The 22,866-nt window shown below is 67.4% G+C and carries 26 protein-coding genes; 18 read left to right on the top strand and 8 right to left on the bottom strand.

Annotated features, from left to right (window positions below; translation table 11 throughout):
• Window positions 1-5 precede the first annotated feature (5 nt).
• Both ACJH6I_RS07340 and ACJH6I_RS07335 read left to right on the top strand, forming a co-directional pair.
• A complete protein-coding gene (locus ACJH6I_RS07340; protein ID WP_138250482.1) occupies window positions 6-728 on the top strand; it encodes a PaaX family transcriptional regulator C-terminal domain-containing protein in 723 nt (240 codons plus the stop codon).
• Entirely contained in the window at window positions 725-1,489 is a 765-nt protein-coding gene (locus ACJH6I_RS07335; RefSeq protein ID WP_138250481.1) for a crotonase/enoyl-CoA hydratase family protein, read from the top strand. Before ACJH6I_RS07340 ends, ACJH6I_RS07335 begins: the two co-directional genes overlap by 4 nt.
• 3 nt (window positions 1,490-1,492) lie before the next feature.
• Here ACJH6I_RS07335 and ACJH6I_RS07330 read toward each other — a convergent pair whose 3' ends face one another.
• Both ACJH6I_RS07330 and ACJH6I_RS07325 read right to left on the bottom strand, forming a co-directional pair.
• On the bottom strand, window positions 1,493-1,921 hold the full coding sequence (locus ACJH6I_RS07330; protein WP_318985756.1) for a DUF3060 domain-containing protein: 429 nt from the start codon (window positions 1,919-1,921) through the stop codon (window positions 1,493-1,495).
• A gap of 47 nt (window positions 1,922-1,968) precedes the next feature.
• On the bottom strand, window positions 1,969-2,292 hold the full coding sequence (locus ACJH6I_RS07325) for a DUF3060 domain-containing protein (protein WP_293017703.1): 324 nt from the start codon (window positions 2,290-2,292) through the stop codon (window positions 1,969-1,971).
• A gap of 288 nt (window positions 2,293-2,580) precedes the next feature.
• Here ACJH6I_RS07325 and ACJH6I_RS07320 point away from each other — a divergent pair, with 288 nt between their 5' ends.
• The 9 genes from ACJH6I_RS07320 (at window position 2,581) to ACJH6I_RS07280 (ending at window position 11,726) form a co-directional block, all read left to right on the top strand.
• Window positions 2,581-3,222, top strand: a complete 642-nt coding sequence (locus ACJH6I_RS07320; protein WP_061001892.1) for a TetR/AcrR family transcriptional regulator — start codon at window positions 2,581-2,583, stop codon at window positions 3,220-3,222.
• Window positions 3,223-3,235: 13 nt separating this feature from the next.
• Window positions 3,236-4,393, top strand: a complete 1,158-nt coding sequence (locus tag ACJH6I_RS07315; protein WP_406783890.1) for a SecDF P1 head subdomain-containing protein — start codon at window positions 3,236-3,238, stop codon at window positions 4,391-4,393.
• 300 nt (window positions 4,394-4,693) lie between these two features.
• Window positions 4,694-5,068 (top strand): 30S ribosomal protein S12, encoded by a 375-nt coding sequence (gene rpsL, locus ACJH6I_RS07310; protein WP_020101371.1) that lies wholly within the window; start codon window positions 4,694-4,696, stop codon window positions 5,066-5,068.
• Window positions 5,068-5,538: a 30S ribosomal protein S7 gene (gene rpsG / locus ACJH6I_RS07305; RefSeq protein WP_020101372.1), complete on the top strand. Its 471-nt coding sequence runs from the start codon at window positions 5,068-5,070 to the stop codon at window positions 5,536-5,538. Before rpsL ends, rpsG begins: the two co-directional genes overlap by 1 nt.
• A gap of 110 nt (window positions 5,539-5,648) precedes the next feature.
• Window positions 5,649-7,751 (top strand): elongation factor G, encoded by a 2,103-nt coding sequence (gene fusA, locus ACJH6I_RS07300; protein WP_226519511.1) that lies wholly within the window; start codon window positions 5,649-5,651, stop codon window positions 7,749-7,751.
• Between the two features lie 90 nt (window positions 7,752-7,841).
• The gene (gene tuf / locus ACJH6I_RS07295) at window positions 7,842-9,032 is read left to right on the top strand and encodes an elongation factor Tu (RefSeq protein WP_020101374.1); all 1,191 of its coding nucleotides are present in this window, start codon (window positions 7,842-7,844) and stop codon (window positions 9,030-9,032) included.
• Between the two features lie 147 nt (window positions 9,033-9,179).
• Window positions 9,180-9,899: a PP2C family serine/threonine-protein phosphatase gene (locus ACJH6I_RS07290; RefSeq protein ID WP_293017634.1), complete on the top strand. Its 720-nt coding sequence runs from the start codon at window positions 9,180-9,182 to the stop codon at window positions 9,897-9,899.
• A 52-nt stretch (window positions 9,900-9,951) separates the two neighbouring features.
• Window positions 9,952-10,782 (top strand): SHOCT domain-containing protein, encoded by an 831-nt coding sequence (locus tag ACJH6I_RS07285; RefSeq protein ID WP_406783889.1) that lies wholly within the window; start codon window positions 9,952-9,954, stop codon window positions 10,780-10,782.
• Window positions 10,783-10,874: 92 nt separating this feature from the next.
• Window positions 10,875-11,726 (top strand): mycofactocin-coupled SDR family oxidoreductase, encoded by an 852-nt coding sequence (locus ACJH6I_RS07280; RefSeq protein ID WP_406783888.1) that lies wholly within the window; start codon window positions 10,875-10,877, stop codon window positions 11,724-11,726.
• A 1-nt stretch (window position 11,727) separates the two neighbouring features.
• Here the strand turns inward: ACJH6I_RS07280 and ACJH6I_RS07275 are convergent, their stop codons facing one another.
• The 3 genes from ACJH6I_RS07275 to ddaH are packed head-to-tail and all read right to left on the bottom strand — an operon-like array spanning window position 11,728 to window position 14,609.
• Window positions 11,728-12,489: a hypothetical protein gene (locus ACJH6I_RS07275; RefSeq protein ID WP_226519508.1), complete on the bottom strand. Its 762-nt coding sequence runs from the start codon at window positions 12,487-12,489 to the stop codon at window positions 11,728-11,730.
• Window positions 12,490-12,498: 9 nt separating this feature from the next.
• Entirely contained in the window at window positions 12,499-13,737 is a 1,239-nt protein-coding gene (rocD, locus tag ACJH6I_RS07270; protein ID WP_226519507.1) for an ornithine--oxo-acid transaminase, read from the bottom strand.
• Window positions 13,731-14,609 carry a dimethylargininase gene (gene ddaH / locus ACJH6I_RS07265; protein WP_212806925.1) on the bottom strand — a complete coding sequence of 293 codons (879 nt, stop codon included), beginning with the start codon at window positions 14,607-14,609 and terminating at the stop codon, window positions 13,731-13,733. Before ddaH ends, rocD begins: the two co-directional genes overlap by 7 nt.
• A gap of 121 nt (window positions 14,610-14,730) precedes the next feature.
• On the opposite strand from ddaH, the gene ACJH6I_RS07260 reads away from it, so the two are divergent.
• On the top strand, window positions 14,731-15,192 hold the full coding sequence (locus ACJH6I_RS07260; protein ID WP_212806924.1) for an Lrp/AsnC family transcriptional regulator: 462 nt from the start codon (window positions 14,731-14,733) through the stop codon (window positions 15,190-15,192).
• A gap of 76 nt (window positions 15,193-15,268) precedes the next feature.
• Complete coding sequence (locus tag ACJH6I_RS07255) at window positions 15,269-16,441, top strand: NAD(P)/FAD-dependent oxidoreductase (RefSeq protein ID WP_226519506.1); 1,173 nt, start codon at window positions 15,269-15,271, stop codon at window positions 16,439-16,441.
• Window positions 16,442-16,493: 52 nt separating this feature from the next.
• Here ACJH6I_RS07255 and ACJH6I_RS07250 read toward each other — a convergent pair whose 3' ends face one another.
• The 3 genes from ACJH6I_RS07250 to mftR form a co-directional block, all read right to left on the bottom strand.
• Window positions 16,494-17,765, bottom strand: coding sequence for a VOC family protein (locus ACJH6I_RS07250; RefSeq protein ID WP_226522248.1), 1,272 nt, complete (start codon window positions 17,763-17,765; stop codon window positions 16,494-16,496).
• A gap of 2 nt (window positions 17,766-17,767) precedes the next feature.
• Window positions 17,768-18,325 (bottom strand): RNA polymerase sigma factor, encoded by a 558-nt coding sequence (locus ACJH6I_RS07245; RefSeq protein WP_212806922.1) that lies wholly within the window; start codon window positions 18,323-18,325, stop codon window positions 17,768-17,770.
• Between the two features lie 76 nt (window positions 18,326-18,401).
• The gene (gene mftR / locus ACJH6I_RS07240; protein ID WP_226519505.1) at window positions 18,402-19,034 is read right to left on the bottom strand and encodes a mycofactocin system transcriptional regulator; all 633 of its coding nucleotides are present in this window, start codon (window positions 19,032-19,034) and stop codon (window positions 18,402-18,404) included.
• Window positions 19,035-19,135: 101 nt separating this feature from the next.
• On the opposite strand from mftR, the gene mftA reads away from it, so the two are divergent.
• From mftA to mftE, 5 genes are all read left to right on the top strand, one after another.
• Window positions 19,136-19,231: a mycofactocin precursor MftA gene (mftA, locus tag ACJH6I_RS07235; RefSeq protein WP_226519504.1), complete on the top strand. Its 96-nt coding sequence runs from the start codon at window positions 19,136-19,138 to the stop codon at window positions 19,229-19,231.
• 2 nt (window positions 19,232-19,233) lie between these two features.
• On the top strand, window positions 19,234-19,569 hold the full coding sequence (gene mftB, locus ACJH6I_RS07230; protein WP_020101387.1) for a mycofactocin biosynthesis chaperone MftB: 336 nt from the start codon (window positions 19,234-19,236) through the stop codon (window positions 19,567-19,569).
• Window positions 19,566-20,756 carry a mycofactocin radical SAM maturase gene (gene mftC / locus ACJH6I_RS07225; RefSeq protein WP_226519503.1) on the top strand — a complete coding sequence of 397 codons (1,191 nt, stop codon included), beginning with the start codon at window positions 19,566-19,568 and terminating at the stop codon, window positions 20,754-20,756. Before mftB ends, mftC begins: the two co-directional genes overlap by 4 nt.
• Window positions 20,757-20,759: 3 nt before the next feature.
• Window positions 20,760-21,935, top strand: coding sequence for a pre-mycofactocin synthase MftD (mftD, locus tag ACJH6I_RS07220; RefSeq protein WP_226519502.1), 1,176 nt, complete (start codon window positions 20,760-20,762; stop codon window positions 21,933-21,935).
• A gap of 137 nt (window positions 21,936-22,072) precedes the next feature.
• Window positions 22,073-22,858, top strand: coding sequence for a mycofactocin biosynthesis peptidyl-dipeptidase MftE (gene mftE, locus ACJH6I_RS07215; RefSeq protein ID WP_226522247.1), 786 nt, complete (start codon window positions 22,073-22,075; stop codon window positions 22,856-22,858).
• The last annotated feature ends 8 nt before the right edge of the window (window positions 22,859-22,866 follow it).

The following is a 22,866-nucleotide window of genomic DNA, read 5'->3' as shown; positions in this document are numbered from 1 at the left end:
CGGCCATGCCTGAGCTGAAGCGGATGACCGCCCGGTCGGTGGTGCTCAGCGTGCTGCTGGGTGCCCACCCGGCGTGGGCGTCCGCGGCCGAGTTGGTCCGGCTCACGTCGGATTTCGACATCAAGGAGCAGACGCTGCGGGTGGCGCTGACGCGCATGGTCAGCGCCGGCGACTTGGTGCGATCGGCCGACGGCTATCGGCTCGCCGACCGGCTGCTGGCGCGGCAACGACGGCAGGACGCCGCCATCGACCCGAAGACCCGGCCCTGGCACGGCGAGTGGACGACGGTTGTCATCACCACCGTCGGCGCCGATGCCCGCACCCGGGCGGACCTGCGAAACGACCTGCTGCAGAACAGGTTCGGTGAGCTCCGTGAGGGCCTGTGGCTGCGGCCGGCCAATCTGGCCGGCGAGCTCCCGGCGGAGGTCACGGCCAACGCCCGGATACTGACCAGCCGGGACGACGATCCGGCGGGCCTGGCCGGCGTGCTGTGGGACCTGCCTGACTGGAGCGGTACCGCGCGGCAACTGCTCGATGAGATCGCCTCGGCCGGTGACGTGCCCGGCCGGTTCGTGGCGGCGGCCGCCATCGTCCGGCACCTGTTGTCCGACCCCGTACTCCCTGCCGAACTGCTCCCCGGTGACTGGCCCGGCGAGCAGCTCCGGCAGGCCTACGCAGACTTCGCCGCCGAATTGATCGGCCGGCGCGACGAGATGGAGGCACCATGACCGAACCTGTGCGCGTCGAGAAGAACGGGCCGGTGACGACGGTCATCATCGACCGGCCCGGTGCCCGCAACGCCGTCAACGGGCCGACGGCAGCCGCGCTCCACCAGGCGTTCGACGAGTTCGACCGCGACGACTCCGCCGCCGTGGCGGTGTTGTGGGGCGACCACGGAACGTTCTGTGCCGGAGCGGATCTCAAGGCGTTCGGCACCCCGGAGATGAACCAGACGCACCGGACGGGACCGGGGCCGATGGGCCCGAGCCGGATGATGCTCTCCAAGCCGGTGATCGCCGCGGTCAGCGGCTACGCCGTCGCGGGCGGACTGGAGCTGGCGGTGTGGTGCGACCTGCGTGTCGTCGAGGAGGACGCGACGCTCGGCGTGTTCTGCCGGCGCTGGGGCGTCCCCCTCATCGACGGTGGCACGGTCCGGTTGCCGCGGCTGATCGGACACAGCCGGGCCATGGACCTGATCCTGACGGGCCGCGCCGTCGACGCCGCGGAGGCGCTGCAGATCGGTCTGGCCAACCGGGTCGTCCCGCACGGGCAGGCCCGTGAGAAGGCCGAAGAGCTGGCCCACGAACTCGCGGCGTTGCCGCAGTTGTGTCTGCGCGCCGACCGGATGTCGGCGCTGCGGCAGTGGGGCGAATCGGAGGAATCCGCAATGGAATTCGAGTTCGCCAGCCTGGCGCAGGTGGCCGAGGAGTCGCTCGCGGGGGCGCAGCGGTTCGCCGGGGGAGCGGGCCGGCACGGCGCGAAGGCGTGAGGGCTAACCCTTGGTGACGGTATTGCCGGTGCCGGTGTTGTTGACCTTCGGCGACCCGTCCTTGTAGGTGACGGTGGCGTGCATGCCGACGACGTCGAGCTCCTGGTCGACCTTGTCGAATGTCACCTTGTTGTCGGTGCCGCCGATGTTCGCCTTGGAGCAGGTGCCCTTGACGGTCAGCGTGTTGTTGGCACCGCCGACGGTCAGCGATTTGCCGGTGCCGCAATCGATTTCCCGGGTGGTGCCGACGGCGCTGTAGTTGATGGTGTTGCCCACCTCGACCTGCGCGGTCGTCGGCACCGCGGAAGTCCCGGTGGTGCCTGCCGCAGTCGAGCTGCCGCCCGACGTGCTGTCCTGCGAACCGCAGCCGGTCAGCACCAGAGCGGCAGCGGCGACGACGCCCGCCGCCATCGCGATTCGGTTGGGGTTCATACGGTGTCCCTCCCTGTCGGCGTTACCGGCACCCGCTGCGGACCCGGTCAGGGGATCTTGTTGAGCCGGTTGCCCAATCCCAGTTGGTGACCGACGTCGATGAGTGCCGGATCCCCATTGTGGAATATGACGGTCTGGTTGAAGCCGTAGGCGGTGACGTCATTGACGATCGTGTCGGCGATGACGGTGTTGGACGAGCCCTGCACGGTGACGGCCCAGCAGGTGCCGAACGCGGTGACGGTGTTGCCGCTGCCGTTGACGAACAGGGTGCCGCCGTGGCAGTCGATGGTCTGCGTGACGCCCGTGCCGACGATGTGGGTGTCGTCGTTGACCGCGGCGGCCTGCGGTGCGCCGACGGCGAGCGGGACCATCAGCAGGCCGGCAACCGATGCGGTTGCCCATGCTTTGCGAATCACGATGGTCCCCTTCGTTGTGGGTCTGGCATGACGTGCACCGGGGTGCGGTATCTGGGAGCCTACGTTGCGAGATAGGTGCTGCGGAGGAGGTTTGTCCGTTCTGTGGGACTTGTCATGAGACGCGGTTACAGGATTCGCCCAAATGGCCACGTATCTGCAGCGTCCAGAGGTTAGAGTCATTAGTTAACTGGCTGCGCCGCGGCCGGTTGAAACCCAAAGATAGAACACCGGAGGATCGGGCAGATGGCACCTCGGCCAGAGTCGCAAGCCGTTGGGGATGCCCGACCGGCTGCGCCGGTCCGGTCGCGGGCGACGGCACGCGCCACCAAGCTCAGCCGGGACTCTATCGTCAGCGCCGCACTGACCTTCCTCGACCGCGAGGGCTGGGACGCGCTGACCATCAATGCGCTGGCCAACCAGCTCGGTACCAAGGGCCCGTCGCTGTACAACCACGTGCAGAGCCTCGATGACCTGCGTCGCACGGTCCGGATGCGCGTCATCGACGACATCATCGGCATGCTCAACACCGTCGGCGAAGGCCGCAGCCGCGACGACGCCGTGATGGCCATGGCCAGTGCCTATCGCAGCTACGCCCATCACCATCCGGGCCGGTACTCGGCGTTCACCCGGATGCCGTTGGGCGGCGACGACCCCGAGTACACCGCGGCGACGCACGCGGCGGCCGGGCCGGTGATCGCGGTCCTGGCGTCGTATGGCCTCGACGGTGAGAACGCCTTCTACGCGGCACTGGAGTTCTGGTCGGCGCTGCACGGTTTCGTGTTGCTCGAGATGACGGGCGTGATGGACGGCGTCGACACCGACGCGGTGTTCACCGACATGGTGGTACGGCTGGCGCGAGGGATGAACGAGCGCGACTCGGCGTGAGCGGGGGAGTGTGATGTCTGACGACCACAGCGGCTGGCAGCCGCCCCAGTCCCCGCAGCTGCCCCAGTCACCGCCGGGTTTCCTTCCGCCGGGACTGCCACCGGGTACGCCACCCGTGTGGCTGCCGCCGCCCGTGACCGCGCCGTCCGGCGTGCCCCGGTGGCTGGTCGCGCTGGTGCTGGCGGTGCTGATCCTGAGCTACGGCGCGATCGTCCTGGCCACCAAAGACATCTGGCAGAAAGGTAAGCCGGGCCACGCCGTCCAGGCCTCGCTGTCGGTCGAGCAGCCGCCGGGCACGACGGCGACCCCCGACGCCCTTGACCGGACACGCAAGGCCCTGGCGGAGCGGCTCCGCCACATCGGCGGCCACAAGGTCACCGTCGGGCTCGACGGGAACGTGCTGAAGGTCAGCGCCACCAATGTGACCGAAGCTCAGCTGCGCAGCGTCACCGTCATCGGGCAACTCCAGATCCGGCCGGTCATTCACGCCATTGCGTCGCAGTTCAAAGGGACGCCCAGCACTCAGGCCCCCACGCGGGCGCCCGATGCGCAGCGCATCGCCGACGAAAAGGCACTGCGACAGAGCGCGCAGCCCCAGATCCAGCTGCTGGCGCTGCAATTCCAGGCCACCCGCTGCGGCCAGGGGGACGTGCTCGCCGACAACGACGACCCGAACCTGCCGCTGGTGACCTGCTCGGCAGACGGCAAGTCGGTGTACCTACTGGACAAGTCGATCATCGGCGGCGACGAGGTCAAGGACGCGTCTGCCCGCTGGTCCGACAAGGCGGGCGGCTTCGTCGTCTTCATCACCTTCGATGACAAGGCCGCCGGTACCTGGTCGACCTTCACCGCGGCCAACATCGGCGCACGAACCGCTTTCACCATCGACACCCAGGTGGTCAGCGCACCCGAGCTGCGGGAGGCGATGACGACGGGCCGCACCCAGATACACGCCGATTTCACCGGCGATACGGCGCGGGCGTTCGCCGCGGTCGCGGCCGGCGGGCCGCTTCCGCTGCCGGTATCTGTGGGTTCGGTACAGATCAGTGAGATTCCCGCGCCGTTGTGGACCGTCCCTCGCATCGCGGTTCTCGGCGGCGGTGTAGTGGTGGTCTTCGCGGTCATCCTCGGAGTGGTTCTGATGACCCGATGGGGACCACGCCACCGATAAGGTGTTGATCACGGTGCTGGCCGCACCGCTCTGACCTGCGGTTTGAGTCCTCTGTGCGGGTTTGGATCGTGGCGGTCCGTACTGGTATCGTGGTGGTTCGTGCCTGGCCGACTGGGCGCTTGCATTCATTGTGTTTGTAGGCATGCCTGCACGCCGGGCCAATTCGCATGTCCGTGGTGCACTGAAAGGTTCTGTGCCCAGCCTCGTGCGACACGCCCGGACGCGGGGTATGCGATCGGACGAAAACCGCAGTACAGAGACTTAAAACCGCAGTACGAACGCAACACAGAAAGCCGATAGATGCCAACCATCAACCAGCTGGTCCGCAAGGGTCGCCACGACAAGACCGCCAAGGTCAAGACCGCGGCGCTCAAGGGCAGCCCGCAGCGTCGTGGTGTGTGCACCCGCGTGTACACCACCACCCCCAAGAAGCCGAACTCGGCGCTGCGCAAGGTCGCCCGTGTGAAGCTGACGAGCCAGGTTGAGGTCACGGCCTACATCCCGGGTGAAGGCCACAACCTGCAGGAGCACTCGATGGTGCTCGTGCGCGGCGGTCGTGTGAAGGACCTCCCCGGTGTGCGTTACAAGATCATCCGCGGCTCGCTGGACACCCAGGGTGTCAAGAACCGCAAGCAGGCACGCAGCCGTTACGGCGCCAAGAAGGAGAAGAGCTAATGCCACGCAAGGGCCCCGCGCCGAAGCGGCCGCTGGTCAACGACCCGGTCTACGGTTCGCAGCTGGTCACCCAGCTCGTCAACAAGGTGCTGCTGGACGGCAAGAAGTCGCTGGCCGAGCGCATCGTCTACGGCGCCCTTGAGCAGGCTCGTGAGAAGACCGGCACCGACCCCGTCGTGACGCTGAAGCGTGCCATGGACAACGTCAAGCCGTCCCTCGAGGTCCGCAGCCGCCGTGTCGGTGGCGCGACCTACCAGGTGCCGGTCGAGGTTCGTCCGGACCGGTCGACCACCCTGGCGCTGCGCTGGCTGGTCAGCTTCTCGAAGGCTCGCCGCGAGAAGACCATGGTCGAGCGCCTGGCCAACGAAATCCTGGACGCCAGCAACGGCCTGGGTGCCGCCGTCAAGCGACGCGAGGACACCCACAAGATGGCCGAGGCGAACCGGGCCTTCGCGCACTACCGCTGGTGACTCAATCGCCGGCCGCCAATGTCGGCGGCCGGCGCATCTGATTCACAACTGACCGCCCTCCCGGGCGACGCGGATTTACTTAAAGCAACTGAAAGAGTGGGAATCTAGCCGTGGCACAGGACGTGCTGACCGACCTGAACAAGGTCCGCAACATCGGCATCATGGCGCACATCGACGCCGGCAAGACGACGACGACCGAGCGCATCCTCTTCTACACCGGTATCTCGTACAAGATCGGTGAGGTCCATGACGGCGCGGCCACCATGGACTGGATGGAGCAGGAGCAGGAGCGTGGTATCACCATCACCTCCGCTGCCACCACCTGTTTCTGGAACGACAACCAGATCAACATCATCGACACCCCGGGCCACGTCGACTTCACCGTCGAGGTGGAGCGTTCGCTGCGCGTGCTCGACGGTGCCGTCGCCGTGTTCGACGGCAAGGAAGGCGTGGAGCCGCAGTCCGAGCAGGTGTGGCGCCAGGCCGACAAGTACGACGTGCCGCGTATCTGCTTCGTCAACAAGATGGACAAGCTGGGCGCCGACTTCTACTTCTCGGTCCAGACCATGAAGGACCGACTGGGCGCGAACGTCATCCCGATTCAGCTGCCCATCGGCTCCGAGGGTGACTTCGAGGGCATCGTCGACCTGGTCGAGATGAAGGCCAAGGTCTGGCGCGGCGAGACCAAGCTCGGTGAGAAGTACGAGACCATCGACATCCCGGCCGACCTGCAGGAGAAGGCCGAGGAGTACCGCACCGCGATGATCGAGGCGGTCGCCGAGACCGACGAGGCGCTGCTGGAGAAGTACCTGGGCGGCGAAGAGCTGACCATCGATGAGATCAAGGGCGGTCTGCGCAAGCTGACCGTCACCAGCGCCGCCTACCCGGTGCTGTGTGGTTCCGCGTTCAAGAACAAGGGTGTGCAGCCCATGCTCGACGCGGTCATCGACTACCTCCCGACCCCGCTGGACGTGCCGGCCGCCGAAGGCCACGTCCCGGGCAAGGAAGACGAGATCATCTCGCGCAAGCCGTCGGCCGACGAGCCGTTCTCGGGCCTGGCGTTCAAGGTCGCCACGCACCCGTTCTTCGGCAAGCTGACCTACGTCCGCGTCTACTCGGGCAAGGTCGACTCCGGTGCCCAGGTCATCAACTCGACCAAGGGCAAAAAGGAGCGTCTGGGCAAGCTGTTCCAGATGCACTCCAACAAGGAGAACCCGGTCGAGTCGGCTGCCGCCGGTCACATCTACGCGGTCATCGGCCTCAAGGACACCACCACCGGTGACACCCTGTGCGACCCGAGCAACCAGATCGTCCTGGAGTCCATGACCTTCCCGGACCCGGTTATCGAGGTGGCCATCGAGCCCAAGACCAAGAGCGACCAGGAGAAGCTGGGCACCGCGATCCAGAAGCTGGCCGAAGAGGACCCGACCTTCAAGGTGCACCTGGACCAGGAGACCGGCCAGACCGTCATCGGCGGTATGGGCGAGCTCCACCTGGACATCCTGGTGGACCGCATGCGTCGCGAGTTCAAGGTCGAGGCCAACGTCGGTAAGCCGCAGGTCGCGTACCGCGAGACCATCCGCAAGGCCGTGCAGAACGTGGAGTACACCCACAAGAAGCAGACCGGTGGTTCGGGCCAGTTCGCGAAGGTCATCATCAACGTCGAGCCCTTCATCGGCGAAGACGGTGCGACCTACGAATTCGAGAACAAGGTCACCGGTGGCCGTATCCCGCGTGAGTACATCCCGTCGGTGGATGCCGGTGCGCAGGACGCGATGCAGTACGGCATCCTGGCCGGCTACCCGCTGGTCAACCTGAAGGTGACGCTGCTCGACGGCGCCTACCACGACGTCGACTCGTCGGAAATGGCCTTCAAGGTCGCCGGTTCGCAGGCACTGAAGAAGGCTGCGTCTGCGGCGCAGCCGGTCATCCTGGAACCGATCATGGCCGTCGAGGTCACCACGCCCGAGGATTACATGGGCGACGTGATCGGCGACCTGAACTCCCGCCGTGGCCAGATCCAGGCCATGGAGGAGCGCAGTGGTGCTCGTGTCGTCAAGGCACAGGTTCCGCTGTCCGAAATGTTCGGCTACGTCGGCGACCTCCGGTCGAAGACCCAGGGCCGGGCGAACTACTCCATGGTGTTCGACTCGTACGCCGAAGTTCCGGCGAACGTGTCGAAGGAGATCATCGCCAAGGCGACGGGCCAGTAGTCTCTGTCCCGTTCTGCTGCGGCAGACCACATAACTGAACACATCAAAACTGCTTAACCAAAGCACCAACAAGTCCAGGAGGACACAGAAGTGGCGAAGGCGAAGTTCGAGCGGACGAAGCCGCACGTCAACATCGGGACCATCGGTCACGTTGACCACGGCAAGACCACGCTGACTGCAGCAATCACCAAGGTTCTGCACGACAAGTACCCCGATTTGAACGAATCGCGCGCATTCGACCAGATCGACAACGCGCCCGAGGAGCGTCAGCGCGGTATCACCATCAACATCTCGCATGTTGAGTACCAGACCGACAAGCGCCACTACGCCCACGTGGACGCCCCCGGTCACGCTGACTACATCAAGAACATGATCACCGGTGCCGCCCAGATGGACGGCGCAATCCTCGTGGTCGCCGCCACCGACGGCCCGATGCCGCAGACCCGTGAGCACGTGCTGCTCGCCCGCCAGGTCGGCGTGCCCTACATCCTCGTCGCGCTGAACAAGTCCGACATGGTTGAGGACGAGGAGCTCCTGGAGCTCGTCGAGATGGAGGTCCGCGAACTGCTGGCCGCTCAGGACTTCGACGAGGACGCCCCCGTGGTCCGCGTCTCGGCGCTGAAGGCGCTCGAGGGCGACGCCACCTGGGTGAAGTCGGTCGAGGAGCTCATGGAGGCCGTCGACGAGTCCATCCCGGACCCGGTTCGCGAGACCGACAAGCCGTTCCTGATGCCCGTTGAGGACGTCTTCACCATCACCGGTCGTGGCACCGTGGTGACCGGTCGTGTCGAGCGTGGCGTGATCAACGTCAACGAAGAGGTCGAGATCGTCGGCATCCGCCCGACCACGACCAAGACCACCGTCACCGGTGTCGAGATGTTCCGCAAGCTGCTCGACCAGGGCCAGGCCGGCGACAACGTCGGTCTGCTGGTTCGTGGTATCAAGCGCGAAGAGGTCGAGCGTGGCCAGGTCGTCGTGAAGCCCGGCACCACCACCCCGCACACCGAGTTCGAGGGCAGCGTCTACATCCTGTCCAAGGACGAGGGCGGCCGCCACACGCCGTTCTTCAACAACTACCGCCCGCAGTTCTACTTCCGTACCACGGACGTGACCGGCGTGGTTACCCTGCCCGAGGGCACCGAGATGGTCATGCCCGGTGACAACACCGACATCTCCGTCGTGCTGATCCAGCCGGTCGCCATGGACGAGGGTCTGCGTTTCGCCATCCGTGAGGGCGGTCGTACCGTCGGCGCGGGTCGCGTTACCAAGATCATCAAGTGATCTAGCTTCACCAAACGGAGCGCCGCTCACCTTCGGGTGGGCGGCGCTTTGTTTTGCGATGAGAAAGAGGTGTCGACGCGTGGTACTTGCAGGCAAGATGGCAGGATCGTTCGCGATGGAGGGGAACGCGATGAGGGGTGGCCTGTCGTGCGGGTGAACGTGCGGGCATTCACCGACACCGGATTACGGCGCAAGCGCAACGAAGATGCCGTGATGGTCGGCGGCTGGGTCAGCCAGACGCACAACGGTGTCCTGGTGGAGATGCGGATGCAACCGGGCTCCCCGTTCGTCTGCGCGGTGTGCGACGGCATGGGCGGCCACGTCGGCGGCGACGTCGCGAGCCGGACGGCGCTGAGCATGATTGCGACGATGTCGCCGGGCTGGACCGGTGGCGACGACATCACGTCGTCGCTGTCGTACGTCAGCGACTGGCTGTACGACATGGGCCGCGACACCGAACTGGCCGGGATGGGTACGACCATCGCCGGGGTCTGCCTGACGGCCGACGAGGTCATCGTCTTCAACGTCGGGGACAGCCGGGTGTACTCGGTCGCGGGGGAGACGCTGACCCAGGTGTCGGTCGACGACGCCGTCCTCGACGCCGCGGGCCGGCCCACCAACATCATCACGCAGTCGCTGGGCCAGGGTGTGCCCATCGTGCCGCACCTGACCGCGACACCGTTGCAGCCGGGCAGCTACCTGATGTGCTCGGACGGTGTGCACGGCCAGATGGAGCACCACGATCTGCAGGCGGCCACCGCCTGCAACGACCGTGGCGACGGTTCGGCCATCATCATCGGGACCGCCCGGGCCAACGGCGCCGCCGACAATTTCTCGTTCGTCCTGTTGGACGTCCTCGGCGACTGAGCCGCACTAGAGTCTCTCGCAGCGGTTCAGCTGATCAAGGAGCGTGGCTGACATGTTGGTGCGTTATCTCAAGGCTCAGGCCATGGTGCTGCTGTGCGGCGGGTTGGTGGGCCCGATCTTCCTGGCGGTGTACTTCTTCTCGGGCCAGGACGAGTTGCTGAAGTGGATGTTCTGGGCGGGCCTGCTGGTGACGGCCATCGATGTGCTGGTCGCCTTGGGGCTGGCGGGCTTCGGTCAGATGCGGTCGGCGGAGCTCGAGCAACTCGAGGCCGGCGGGGTACTGGGGCTGGCGGAGGTGACCGGGATCGGTGAGACCGGTACCCGGGTCAACGACCAGCCACTGGTGAAACTCAATCTGCAGATCTCGGGGCCGGGCCTGGCGCCCTTCCAAGCGCAGGACAAGGTGCTGGCCTCGGTGAGCCGGCTGCCGATGATCACGGCCCGCAAGCTCGTCGTACTGGTCGATCCGGCGACCAACAAGTTCCACATCGACTGGCAGCGAAGCGCTTTGGTGTCGGGCATGATGCCGGTCCGGCTGACGTCGGAGCAGGACGGCCGGACGTATGACCTGACGGGGCGCTCGGGTCCGATCATGGCGATCCTGCAGATCCTCAAGGCAAACGGGGTGGCGCTCAGCGGGATCGCCGACCTGCGCTCGAATCCGGCGGTGCGGCAACAGGTGATGGACGTGGTCCGGCGGGCCACGGCCGCTGAGCGCGAGCCGGCGGCGGCGCCGGCCGCCGCGGCGCCGCCTGTCGTGCCGCCGCCACCGGCGCCGTCGACAGCGCAGCGGCTGCAGGAGATCGAGACGCTGCGCGCCATGGGCACCATCAGCGAGGCCGAGTACACCGCGAAGCGCGCCCAGATCATCGCCGAGTTGTAGCCATCCCGGTGGCCGGGCATTGTTAGAACACGTTCCAGTTTTGCTGCTAGCCTGGCTAAGAACTCGCGCGAACTGTGATGGAAGGACTGGCGATGGCGGCAGGCGGAGCACTCGAAGGCAAAGTGGCGTTTGTTACCGGGGCTGCCCGGGGCCAGGGGCGCGCGCATGCAGTCCGGTTCGCGCGCGAAGGCGCCGACGTCGTGGCCATCGACATCTGTGGTCCCGTCTCGGACACCATCACCTACCCGATGCCGACGTCGGAGGATCTCGCCGAGACCGCGCGACTGGTCGAGGCCGAAGGCCGCAAGGTCCTCGCCCGCGAGGTCGACATCCGCGACCTGGCCGCGCAGAAGCAGGTCGTCGCCGACGCCGTCGAGCAGTTCGGCCGCCTCGACATCCTGGTTGCGAACGCGGGTGTCCTGAGCTGGGGGCGGCTGTTCGAGATGGACGAAGACCAGTGGGACAGCGTCGTCAACGTCAACCTCTCGGGCACGTGGCGCACCATCCGGGCCGTCGTCCCGGCGATGATCGAGGCGGGCAACGGCGGGTCGATCATCATCGTCAGCTCCTCGGCAGGCCTCAAGGCGACGCCGGGCAACGGCCACTACGCGGCCTCGAAGTTCGGCCTCGTGGGTCTGACCAACGCCCTGGCCCTCGAGGTGGGCGAGTTCGGCATCCGGGTCAACTCGATCCATCCGTACTCGATCATGACGCCGATGATCGAGCCCGAGGCCATGGGTGCGATCTTCGCCAAGTACCCGACCTACCTGCACAGCTTCGCGCCGATGCCGTACAAGCCCGTCTCTCACGACGGCAAGGCGGGTCTGCAGGAGTTTATGACGCCGGAAGAGGTCACCGACGTGGTGACCTGGCTGGCCGGCCCGGGCTCGGGGACCATCTCCGGTTCCCAGATCGCTGTCGACCGCGGCGTCATGAAGTACTGACCTACGCGGACACCCGACCGACCAGCACGTCCGCGAATTCCGTTGCGCCCGCCGAGATTCTGATCGCGGGACGGCCGCAGCCGGGCGTTGTCGTGCGGCGCAGCGCGGACTTGCCGTCGAGATCCACCGCGACCTCGCCGGCCCTCGTGATCGTCACATCGATTGCGTGCCAGTCGTTGCCGGGCGGTGTGGGGATCGGGCCGGAATCGGTTTCGGCGGGACCGGCCTCCGTGGTGAGCCCGAGGGTGTAACCGCCCGACGCGGTGCGGACGCGCCCGGTGAACCGCAGTGAGCACGCCGGGTCGCCGGGCTGGAGCAGACCCGCCCAGGCGGCCGTCGGGTTGGCGTTCGACTCGAGGCGTACCGCCCGGCCGTCGTTGGTGAACGTGGCCTCGACGTCGCCGACGCGGGTCCAGGTGTCGAAGTCCGTCGGCTCCGGTGGGTGCGTCGGCACGATGGTCAGGCCGTTGAACGGCGTCGGCGTCGCGCTCGGTGCCGCGGCGTTGTCGCGCGAGAGTTTGGTGGCGACGACGGTGCCGCCGGCCACCAGGGCGACGACGGCGAGCACCGCACCGCCGATGATCCACCATTTCCGTTTTCCGGACCGCTGCGCCGGCTCTGTTGGGGCGTAACGGTATTGGTCGTCCACCCACATCGGCCAGCCCGGCGGTGGTGGCGGCAAGGAAGGATCGGGCTGCCAGTCCGGGCCTGGCTGCCAGTCAGGTGGAAACGGCGGCCAGTTGGGTGGCGGATTGAAACGCATCCTATCGGTCTACCACCGCACGTCCGTCGGTCCGGCCAGCACCTCGGCGAATCGGTCCATCGCCCAATCGATTTCGGCGCGGGTGATGACCAGGGGCGGGGCGAACCGCAGGGTCGGGCCGTGGGTGTCCTTGGTCAGCACACCGCGCTGGGCCAGCCGCAGGCTGACCTCCCGGCCGGTGCCGACGGCCGGATCGAGGTCGACGCCGGCCCACAGGCCCAGTCCGCGCACGGCCGTCACGCCGTGCCCGATCATCGCCGTCAGGCGGGCGTGCAGGTGCCGGCCGAGTTCGGTTGCCCGGGCTTGGAATTCGCCACGCTGCAGCATGCCGACCACCGTGGTGCCGATGGCCGCGGCCAGCGGATTGCCGCCGAACGTCGATCCGTGCTCGCCGGGGTGCAGCACGCCGAGCACGTCCCGGTCGGCCACCACTGCGGACAGCGGCACGACGCCGCCGCCCAGTGCCTTGCCCAGCACGTAGACGTCGGGCACGACGCCCCAGTGGTCGCACGCGAAGGTGCGGCCGGTGCGGGCCAGGCCGGACTGGATTTCGTCGGCGATCATCAGTACGTGGCGCTCGGTGCACAGCGCGCGCACCCGGGGCAGGTAGTCGTCGGGCGGCACGATGATTCCGGCCTCGCCCTGGATCGGCTCGATCAGCACCGCGGCAGTGTCGTCGTCGACGGCCGCTGCGAGCGCGTCGGCGTCCCCGAACGGCACCAACCGGAAGCCCGGTGTGTACGGGCCGAAACCGCACCGCGCCGTGTCGTCGTCGGAGAAGCTGATGATCGTCGTCGTGCGGCCGTGGAAGTTGCCCCGTGCCACGACGATGTTCGGGTCGGTGCTGCCCTTGACGTCGCGACTCCACTTGCGCGCGACCTTGATCGCGCTCTCCACCGCCTCGGCGCCGCTGTTCATGGGCAGCACCAGCTCCTTGCCGCACAGTTGGGCGAGAGCGGCGCAGAACGGGCCGAGGCGGTCGGAGTGGAAGGCACGGCTGACGAGCGTCACGGTGTCCAGCTGGGCATGCGCGGTCGCCAGGATCTCGGGATTGCGGTGGCCGAAGTTCACCGCTGAATACGCCGCGAGACAGTCCAGGTAGCTGCGCCCTTCCGGGTCGGTGATCCACACGCCGTCGGCGGACGCCGCGACGACCGGCAGCGGGGCGTAGTTGTGCGCGGCGTAGCGGTCGTCGAGGGCGATCAGCTCGGCCGTGCTTTCCGGTGTCCCCGCAACGGCTTTCAGCATGACGCCGGGTACACCTCCAAGGTGCAGCACTTCACCGATCCGCCGCCCTTGAGCAACTCGGACAGGTCGACACCGACCGGCCGGAAACCGGCGTCGGCGAGCTGCGCGGCGAACCCGGTGGCCGCGGCCGGGTGCACGACGTTCAGCCCGTCGGACACCGCGTTCAGGCCGAGCACGTGGGCGTCGGCATCGGACACCTCGATGGCGCCGGGAAACATCTTGCGCAGCAACGCGACCGACGTGGCACCGAAGGCCGGGGGATAGAACGCGATGGTCTCGTCGTCCAGCACGGCCAGCGCGGTATCGAGGTGGTAGAAGCGGGGGTTGACCAACTGCAGGCTGACCAACGGCAGCCCGGACAGCTTGGCGACCTCGTCGTGCGACTGCCGGTCGGTGCGGAATCCGTAGCCGGCCAGGATCTTTGACCCGATGATCAGCAGGTCGCCCTGGCCCTCATTGGTGTGCTCGGTATACAGCGGGCAGTAACCGTGGTCCATCAGCCATCCGGCGTAGGCCACCGATTCTCCGGTCCGCTGCGGGTAGGTGAAGCGGGCGATGATGGCCACCTTCTCGAACCCGTCGTCGAGCACCAGCCCGCCGTTGGCGGCGTAGACCATGTCGGGCAGTCCGGGAATCGGCTCGACCAGTTCGACGGTGTGCCCGAGGCTGCGGTACGTCCGGACCAGATGCTCCCACTGCCGCACCGCCAGCGCCGTATCGACGGGGGTGGAGGTGTCCATCCACGGGTTGATCGCATATTCGACGGCGAAATGCGTGGGCCGGGTCATCACATAGTGCCGGGGGCGGGCCACCCGGTCCGGTCGCCAGCCTGAATTCGGTGTCGCCATCTTGACGACATCAGTAATCGTCATAATTCGATGGTAGGAGCACTATTGCGCGCAAGCAATCGATGCTTGTTGCGCATATGTAACAGATCTATTGTTTGATCACTCGCGATTCGACAATCTATTGCGTGAGGGAGGTGTGCGGCCGGTGGAAAGCGTCGACGAGACCGACGAGCGCATCCTGGCCGAGTTGGCGGACAACGCGCGCGCCACGTTCGCCGAGATCGGCGAACGGGTGGGCCTGTCGGCGCCCGCCGTCAAACGCCGCGTCGACCGGCTGCTGGCCACCGGCGTCATCCGGGGCTTCACGACGGTCGTCGACCGGAACGTGATCGGTTGGGGGACAGAGGCATACGTTCAGGTGTACTGCCACGGCACCATCACGCCGGCGCAGCTGCGGGAGGCCTGGGAGGGCATCCCCGAGGTGGTCTCGGCCGCCACGGTGACCGGCACGTCCGACGCGATCCTGCATCTCATGACCCGGGACATGCGGCACCTGGAGGCGGTGCTGGAGCGGATCCGGGGCAGTGCGGCGATCGAACGCAGCGAGAGCATCGTGGTGCTGTCGAACATCGTCGAGCGCCGGGTCGGTGGCCGGGGCCACGCCTGAACCCCTGCCGGAATGCTGAGCAGGTAAGCACAGGGTGGCCTACCTCGCACCGGCCGCATCGTGTAAGAAAGCCGACGTGACTACAAACGGAGGCATCGTCATCGTCGGTGGCGGTCTGGCCGCTGCACGCACCGCTGAGCAACTGCGCAAAGCGGAGTACGCCGGGCCGATCACGCTGATCAGTGACGAGGTCCATCTGCCGTACGACCGGCCGCCACTGTCCAAGGACGTGCTGCGCGCCGAGGTCGACGACACGACGCTCAAGCCCGCCGAGTTCTACGCCGACAACGACATCACGCTGCTGCTCGGCTCGGGCGCGGTCAAGCTGGACACCGAGGCCCAGACGGTGACGCGCGCCAACGGCGAGGTCGTCGCGTACGACGAGCTGGTCATCGCCACCGGCCTGGTGCCGCGCACCATCCCGTCGCTGCCCGCCCTCGACGGCATCCGGGTGTTGCGCACCTACGACGAGTCGCTGGCGCTGCGTGAGCACGCTGGTTCGGCCAAGCGTGCCGTGGTGATCGGCGCCGGGTTCATCGGCTGCGAGGTGGCGGCCAGCCTGCGCAAGATGGGTGTCGAGGTGACCATCGTGGAGCCGCAGCCCACGCCGCTGGCGTCGGTGCTCGGTACCGAGATCGGTGAACTGGTGGCCCGGCTGCACCGCGCCGAGGGTGTCGACGTGCGGTGCGGCGTCGGGGTCACCGGCGTGACGGGCACCGGCCACGTCGAGAAGGTGCAACTGGCGGACGGCACCGAACTCGACGCCGACGTCGTCGTCGTCGGTATCGGGTCGCGCCCGTCGACCGACTGGCTCGAAGGTAGCGGCATCGCCGTCGACAACGGCGTCGTGTGCGACGCCGCCGGCCGCACCAGTGCCCCGAACGTGTGGGCCATCGGTGACGTCGCCTCCTGGCGCGACGCCGCGGGACACCAAGTGCGCGTGGAACATTGGAGCAACGTGGCCGAGCAGGCGCGGGTGATCGTGCCGGCGATGCTGGGCCAGGATGCCACCGCCGCCGTGGTGGTGCCCTACTTCTGGAGTGACCAGTACGACGTCAAAATCCAGTGCCTGGGCGAGCCCAAGGCCGGTGACAGCGTGCACATCGTCGAGGACGACGGCCGCAAGTTCCTGGCGTTCTACGAGCGCGACGGCGCCGTCAGCGGCGTCGTCGGCGGTGGCATGCCGGGCAAGGTGATGAAGAACCGCGCCAAGGTCGCGGCCGCCGTCCCGATCGCCGACGTCCTTTAGGGATTTGTGCACGATTTTCCGCGCGGGGCGCGGAAAATCGTGCACAAATCCCTCAGAAAGCGCCGAGGTAGAACCGGGCGCCCTGGTCGTCCGTGCACTCCGCTGACATGCCGTACGGCTGCCGGGACGGTTCGTCGATGACGGTGCCCCCGGCCTCGCGGACCCGCGCCACCGCGGCGTCGATGTCGGTCACGGTCCACATCGGGACGGCGACGGACTGTGCGGCGCCGCCGGCCGCGCCGGACATCGGGTGGCAACCCTGCACTGCCCAGCCGTCCTCGATGCGCCCCGGCTCGAACGTCCACCCCAGCACCGCGCCGTAGAAATCCTTGAACGCGGCCGAGTCGGTGACGTAGTACGTCATATACGAAAGTTCGCCTGGCCCTGCGCCGTTCAGCTCGGGCCGGGCAATTCCCGGCGCCGGCTGGAACACCGCGAAGTCGGTGCCGAGCGCATCCGTGGCGTCGAGCGTCGGGCCCCACGCGTGCTCCTCGGGCGTGCCCACCCGGCCGCCCGCGTCCAGGATCGCCTGCCGGGCGGCGTCGAGATCACGCACCGCGTAGCAGCAGAACACCGTCTGCGGGCCGGTGGTCTCGAAGATGCCGGTGTGCATGCGGTTGCCCGTCACCTTGCGGGTGTCGGGGTCGTAGTCCCAGCCGAGGACGTGCCGGTAGAACGCGGCGGCCCGCTGCGCGTCCGGTGTCTGCACCGAGATGTAGCCGATGTCGCCGTGCTCGATCGGGACAGTGACCGGGACCGGTCCGGTGAGCATCCAGCGGTGCCCGAACGGGTCGATCACGACCGCGGTCCGTGAGCCGTGGGCGTCGTACGGTTCCCGCTGCACCTGCGCGCCGTGCTCCCGGGCCTGCGCGAGCGCGGCGTCGGTATCGCGCACGTTGAGCATCAGGCTCACCGAAACAGACTGGGCCGCAGGTGCTTTCAGGCCGAGCTCGGGGAACTCGTCGGCCAGGTACAGCACGCCACCGGAGAGCGTCAGCTCGGCGTGCCCGATCCGGCCGTCGTCCATGACGATCGGGTCCCCGACGACGACGGCACCCAGCGCATCGACGTACCAGGTCAGCGCGGCCCGGGCGTCGGCCACCGCGAGATAGGGCAGGGCCGCGGGCCGGGGCACCGCGACCGGGGCGGCGGCAGGTGCGTTCAGATCGGCGATGGCGGTGTCGGTTCCACTCATGACAACTCCTTTCGGAAGGGTGACGGCGGCTTCCAGACGCGCCCGCAACCGGGCCGCGAAGGCCGGGTCCGGCTGTACGGGGCTTTCGCCGCCGGCCAGGACCGTCAGTGGGTCGTGACTGTTGTGCATGGTCATGACGCACCTCCGTCCTGGTATTCGGTGTCCTGGTATTCGCTCCGGAATGCCCGCTTGGCCCGTACCAGCAGGGCCTCGGTGGCGTGCACGGTGCGTCCGATCAACTCGGCGCATTCGGGCACCGGGCGGTCATCCAGATATCGCAGTGTCAGCACCATGCGGTGCTGTTCGGGTAACCGGGCCAGCGCGGCCTCGGCGACGATCCGGTCCAGCTCGGCGTCCCAGTCGTCGAAAGGCTCTGCGGGCTCGGGTGTTTCGGGTACGGGGACGGTGAAGCGGTCGTGCCTGCGCCGGTAGTGGTCGGCCAGCTTGTGCCGGGCCACGCCGATCAACCAGGGCACCGAGATCGCCGGTGGTGAATCCCGGCGGGCGGCGTCCATCGCCGCCAGAAACGTCTCCGACGTCAGGTCTTCCGCGGTGCCCCGGTCACCGCAGCGCCGCACGAAGTACCCGTAGACCACGGGCAGCGCCGTGTCGTACAGCGCCAGCAGCGTCTGCGGAGCATCACCGTCTGATTCGCCCCTCACACCCTTATCGTCGCGCCGGGCGCTCATTTTCCGACGCCCCAACCGCAACTTCTTGTGATTTGTGCACGGTTTTCCGCGCTGACCGCGGAAAACCGTGCACAAATCACACGGCGCGGAGGCCGTCGCGGACGATGTCGAAGGCCTCGCCCAAGGCATCGGGGAGTGAGACGGTCTCGTCGGCGAGCCACTGCTCGTAGGCGGTCAGCGCCACCCCGAGCACCGTCCACGCCACCGTCTGCGGCAGCAGCGCCGTCGGCTTGGTGTCCAGCCGGCGCGCGACGAATGCCGCGATCACGCCGCGCCAGCCCGCGTACATCGTCATCGAGTAGGCCTGCAGCGCGTCGGTCTGCAGGATCACCTGCATCCGGCGCCGGTGCCGGGGTGTCTCGGCTTCGTCAAAGCTGTTGAATTCCAACAATGCCGAGCGCAGTGCGGTGTCCAGCGGGACGTCGTGGGGGACGGCATTCAACAGGTCCCGCAGATTGGTCAGACTCGCGTCGAAGTCGGCCCACGGGATGGCATTCTTCGACGAGAAGTACCGAAACAGGGTGCGCCGGGAGATGCCGGCGGCGTGGGCGACGTCGTCGACGCTGACGTCGTCGAAGCCGCGGGTCGCGAAGAGCTCGAGGGCCACATCGGTGATGTGGTCGCGCGTGGTGGAGCGGCGACGGCCGACGCGGCCGTGCTGTGGGGCGGTCCCGGCTTCGGGCACGGGACGCTCCGTTTCGGTCCTCATCAGACCCGCCCTTCCTTTTCGGCACTCGATGCCATATTCTTGCGACTTGGATCACAGTTGTCGAGTCCCGACAACTGCCACGGTAGCGAAAGGGGCGATCCATGGACTCGAATCAGCAGGCTGAATCCAGCACCGAACTGGTCACCGAAACTCTGGTCGAAGAGGTCTCGATCGACGGTATGTGCGGGGTCTACTGACCGTGTCTGCACCAGCCGCGGCCCGGACCGGGCCCGAGGCGGCCTTCGATCCTGACCGCGGCTGGCGGCTGCACCACCAGGTCGCCGTCCGTCCGGAACCGTTCGGCGCCCTCCTGTATCACTTTGGTACGCGCAAACTTTCGTTCCTGAAGAATCGCACCATCGTCGAGATCGTCAACTCCCTCGGCGACCATCCGGACGTGCGCAGCGCCTGCCGCGCCGCCGGCATCGACGATGCCCAGCAGGGGCCGTATCTGCACGCGTTCGGCGTGCTGGTCCAGTCCAAGATGCTGATCCCGGCAGACCAGAACAGCCCCGAAGGATCCACCGCTTCATGACCGCAACGGCACCCGTGCCCCGGCTGATCGAGCAGTTCGAGCACGGCCTCGACGCGCCCATCTGCCTCACCTGGGAACTGACCTACGCCTGCAACCTGTCCTGCGTGCACTGCCTGTCGTCGTCGGGCAAGCGCGACCCGCGCGAGCTGAGCACCCGGCAGTGCAAGGACATCATCGACGAGCTCGAGCGCATGCAGGTGTTCTACGTGAACATCGGCGGCGGCGAGCCGACCGTGCGGTCTGACTTCTGGGAGCTCGTCGACTACGCCACCGAGCACCACGTCGGCGTCAAGTTCTCCACCAACGGGGTGCGCATCGACGAGGCGGTCGCGGCCAAGCTGGCCGCGAGTGACTATGTGGACGTTCAGATTTCGCTCGACGGCGCCACCGCGGAGATCAACGACGCGGTGCGCGGCCCGGGCTCGTTCGCCATGGCCGTCCGGGCGCTGGAGAACTTGAAGAACGCCGGTTTCAAGGACGCCAAGATCTCGGTCGTCGTCACCCGGCACAACGTCGACCAGCTCGACGATTTCAAGGCCCTGGCCGATAACTACGGCGCCACCCTGCGCATCACGCGGCTGCGTCCGTCGGGCCGCGGCGCCGACGTGTGGGATGACCTGCACCCCACCGCCGAGCAGCAGGTGCAGCTCTACAACTGGCTGGTCGCCAAGGGCGAGCGGGTGCTCACGGGTGACTCGTTCTTCCACCTGTCGGGTCTCGGTGAGCCGGGCGCGCTGGCCGGCCTGAACCTGTGCGGCGCCGGTCGTGTCGTGTGCCTCATCGACCCCGTTGGTGACGTGTACGCCTGCCCGTTCGCCATCCATGAGCGCTTCCTGGCGGGAAACATCCTCAGCGACAACGGGTTCCAGGACGTCTGGCAGAACGCCCCGCTGTTCCGCGAGCTTCGGGAACCGCAGTCGGCCGGCGCCTGCAGCAGCTGCGACCACTACGACAGCTGCCGCGGCGGCTGCATGGCGGCCAAGTTCTTCACCGGCCTGCCCATGGACGGCCCGGACCCCGAGTGCGTGCAGGGCTACGGCGAGCCCGCCCTGGCGCTCGATCGCGACAAGCCCAAGTCGCATCTCGACCACTCCCGCAGCGGCGGCCGCAAGGGGCCGGTTCCGCTCAAGCTGTTGGCCATGCCGGCCAAGGCTCCCCAGAAATTCTGTAACGAAAGTCCTGTTTAGATCATGGCCCGTGATACCTGGTTCGAAACCGTCGCGATCGCGCAGGAGCGCGCGAAGAAGCGGCTCCCCAAGTCCGCCTACTCCTCGCTGATCTCGGCGAGCGAGAAGGGCCTGACGGTCGCCGACAACGTCGCGGCGTTCGGTGAGCTCGGCTTCGCGCCGCACGTCATCGGCGCGCTGGACAAGCGTGAGATGTCCACAACGGTTATGGGTCAAGAGATTTCACTGCCCGTGATTATTTCTCCGACCGGCGTGCAGGCGATCCACCCCGACGGTGAGGTCGCCGTCGCGCGCGCCGCCGCGGCCCGCGGCACCGCCATGGGGCTGTCGTCGTTCGCGAGCAAGCCGATGGAAGAGGTCATCGCCGCCAACCCCAAGACGTTCTTCCAGATCTACTGGCTCGGCAGCCGCGACGACATCGCGGCCCGGGCGGAGCGGGCCCGCGCGGCCGGCGCGAAGGGCCTGATCGTCACCACCGACTGGAGCTTCAGCCACGGCCGGGACTGGGGCAGCCCCAAGATCCCGGAAAAGATGGACATCAAGACCATCATCAAGATGAGCCCTGAGGTCATCACCAAGCCGCGCTACATGTGGACCTGGGGCAAGACCCTGCGTCCGCCGGAGTTGTGCGTGCCGAACCAGGCCATCAACGGTCAGCCCGCGCCGCCGTTCTTCCACGCCTACGGCGAATGGATGGGTACGCCGGCGCCGACCTGGGAGGACATCGCCTGGCTGCGCGAGCTGTGGGGCGGCCCGTTCATGCTCAAGGGCGTCATGCGCATCGACGACGCCAAACGTGCTGTGGATGCCGGTGTTTCGGCCATCTCGGTGTCCAACCACGGTGGCAACAACCTGGACAGCACCCCCGCGTCGATCCGGGCGCTGCCCGCCATCGCCGAGGCCGTCGGCGACCAGGTCGAGGTTTTGCTGGACGGCGGTATCCGTCGCGGCAGCGACGTGGTCAAGGCGCTGGCGCTGGGTGCCCGGGCGGTCATGCTCGGCCGGGCCTACCTGTGGGGGCTGGCGGCCGAAGGACAGGCCGGCGTCGAGAACGTGCTGGACATCATGCACGGCGGTATCGACTCGGCACTGCGTGGTCTGGGCAAGGGCTCGATTCACGACCTCGGGCCGGACGACATCCTGGTGCCGGAAGGCTTCACCCGGCGGCTGGGCGGCTGAGCCGCCGGGCGGTCCGGCGGGATTCGACGGGTCGGCTGATACGCGCGGTGCTGACGTGGCTGACGTGATGGTCGCCGGGGTCTTGACAACCGCGGCGATTTGACCATTCGCTACGAATTGTTGCGTATACGGCAACAATTGGCGCACAGCGGGCAAATTCGGCTTACCATCGGCGGGTGCCTTTTCCCAGCGAGCTCGGGAACTCGACGTCGAGGCAGTTGGAATCCCTGCGGCCTTCGTTGATCGTCCCGATTGGTTCCACCGAGCAGCATGGGCCGCACCTGCCGCTGGATACCGATACCCGGATCGCTGAGGCGGTGTCGCGGTCCGTGGCCGCGCGGTTGTGTGAGGCTGCGGAACCAGACCGGGCCGACGGCGTCGCTCGGTCGGCGTGGTTGGTCGCGCCGGCCATCAGCTACGGGGCCAGCGGTGAGCACGAGAGCTTTCCCGGCACCATCTCGATCGGCCTGGCGGCGCTGGAACATTTGCTGGTCGAGTTCGGGCGGTCGGCCTGCAACTGGGCCCGCCGGATCGTGTTCGTCAACGGCCACGGCGGCAACGTCGCGGCGCTGACGGCGGCGACCACGCTGCTGCGGGCCGAGGGGCGCGATGTGGCCTGGTGCCCGTGTGCGGCCGCCGGTGCGGACGCCCACGCGGGCCATACCGAAACGTCTGTACTGCTGCACCTTTCACCGGCCGACGTCTGGGTCGACGAAAGTGTCGTCGGCAACACCGCACCGTTGCCGGAGCTGCTGCCGGCAATGCGTCGCGGCGGGGTGGCTGCGGTCAGCCCGGTCGGGGTGCTGGGCGATCCGACGACTGCCACCGCCGTCGACGGGTCCCGTATCTTTGCAGAAATGGTCGACGGCTCCGTGCGCCGGATCAGCGCATGGCAGCCGAGCTCTGGGGGGATGCTCGCGTGACGGGGGTG

The organism is Mycobacterium sp. SMC-13 (genome assembly GCF_045311035.1).
In the GTDB taxonomy this organism is placed as follows: Bacteria; Actinomycetota; Actinomycetes; order Mycobacteriales; family Mycobacteriaceae; genus Mycobacterium.
The sequence above is the reverse complement of the archived record's forward strand: the minus strand, read 5'-3'. Positions and strand labels throughout refer to the sequence as shown.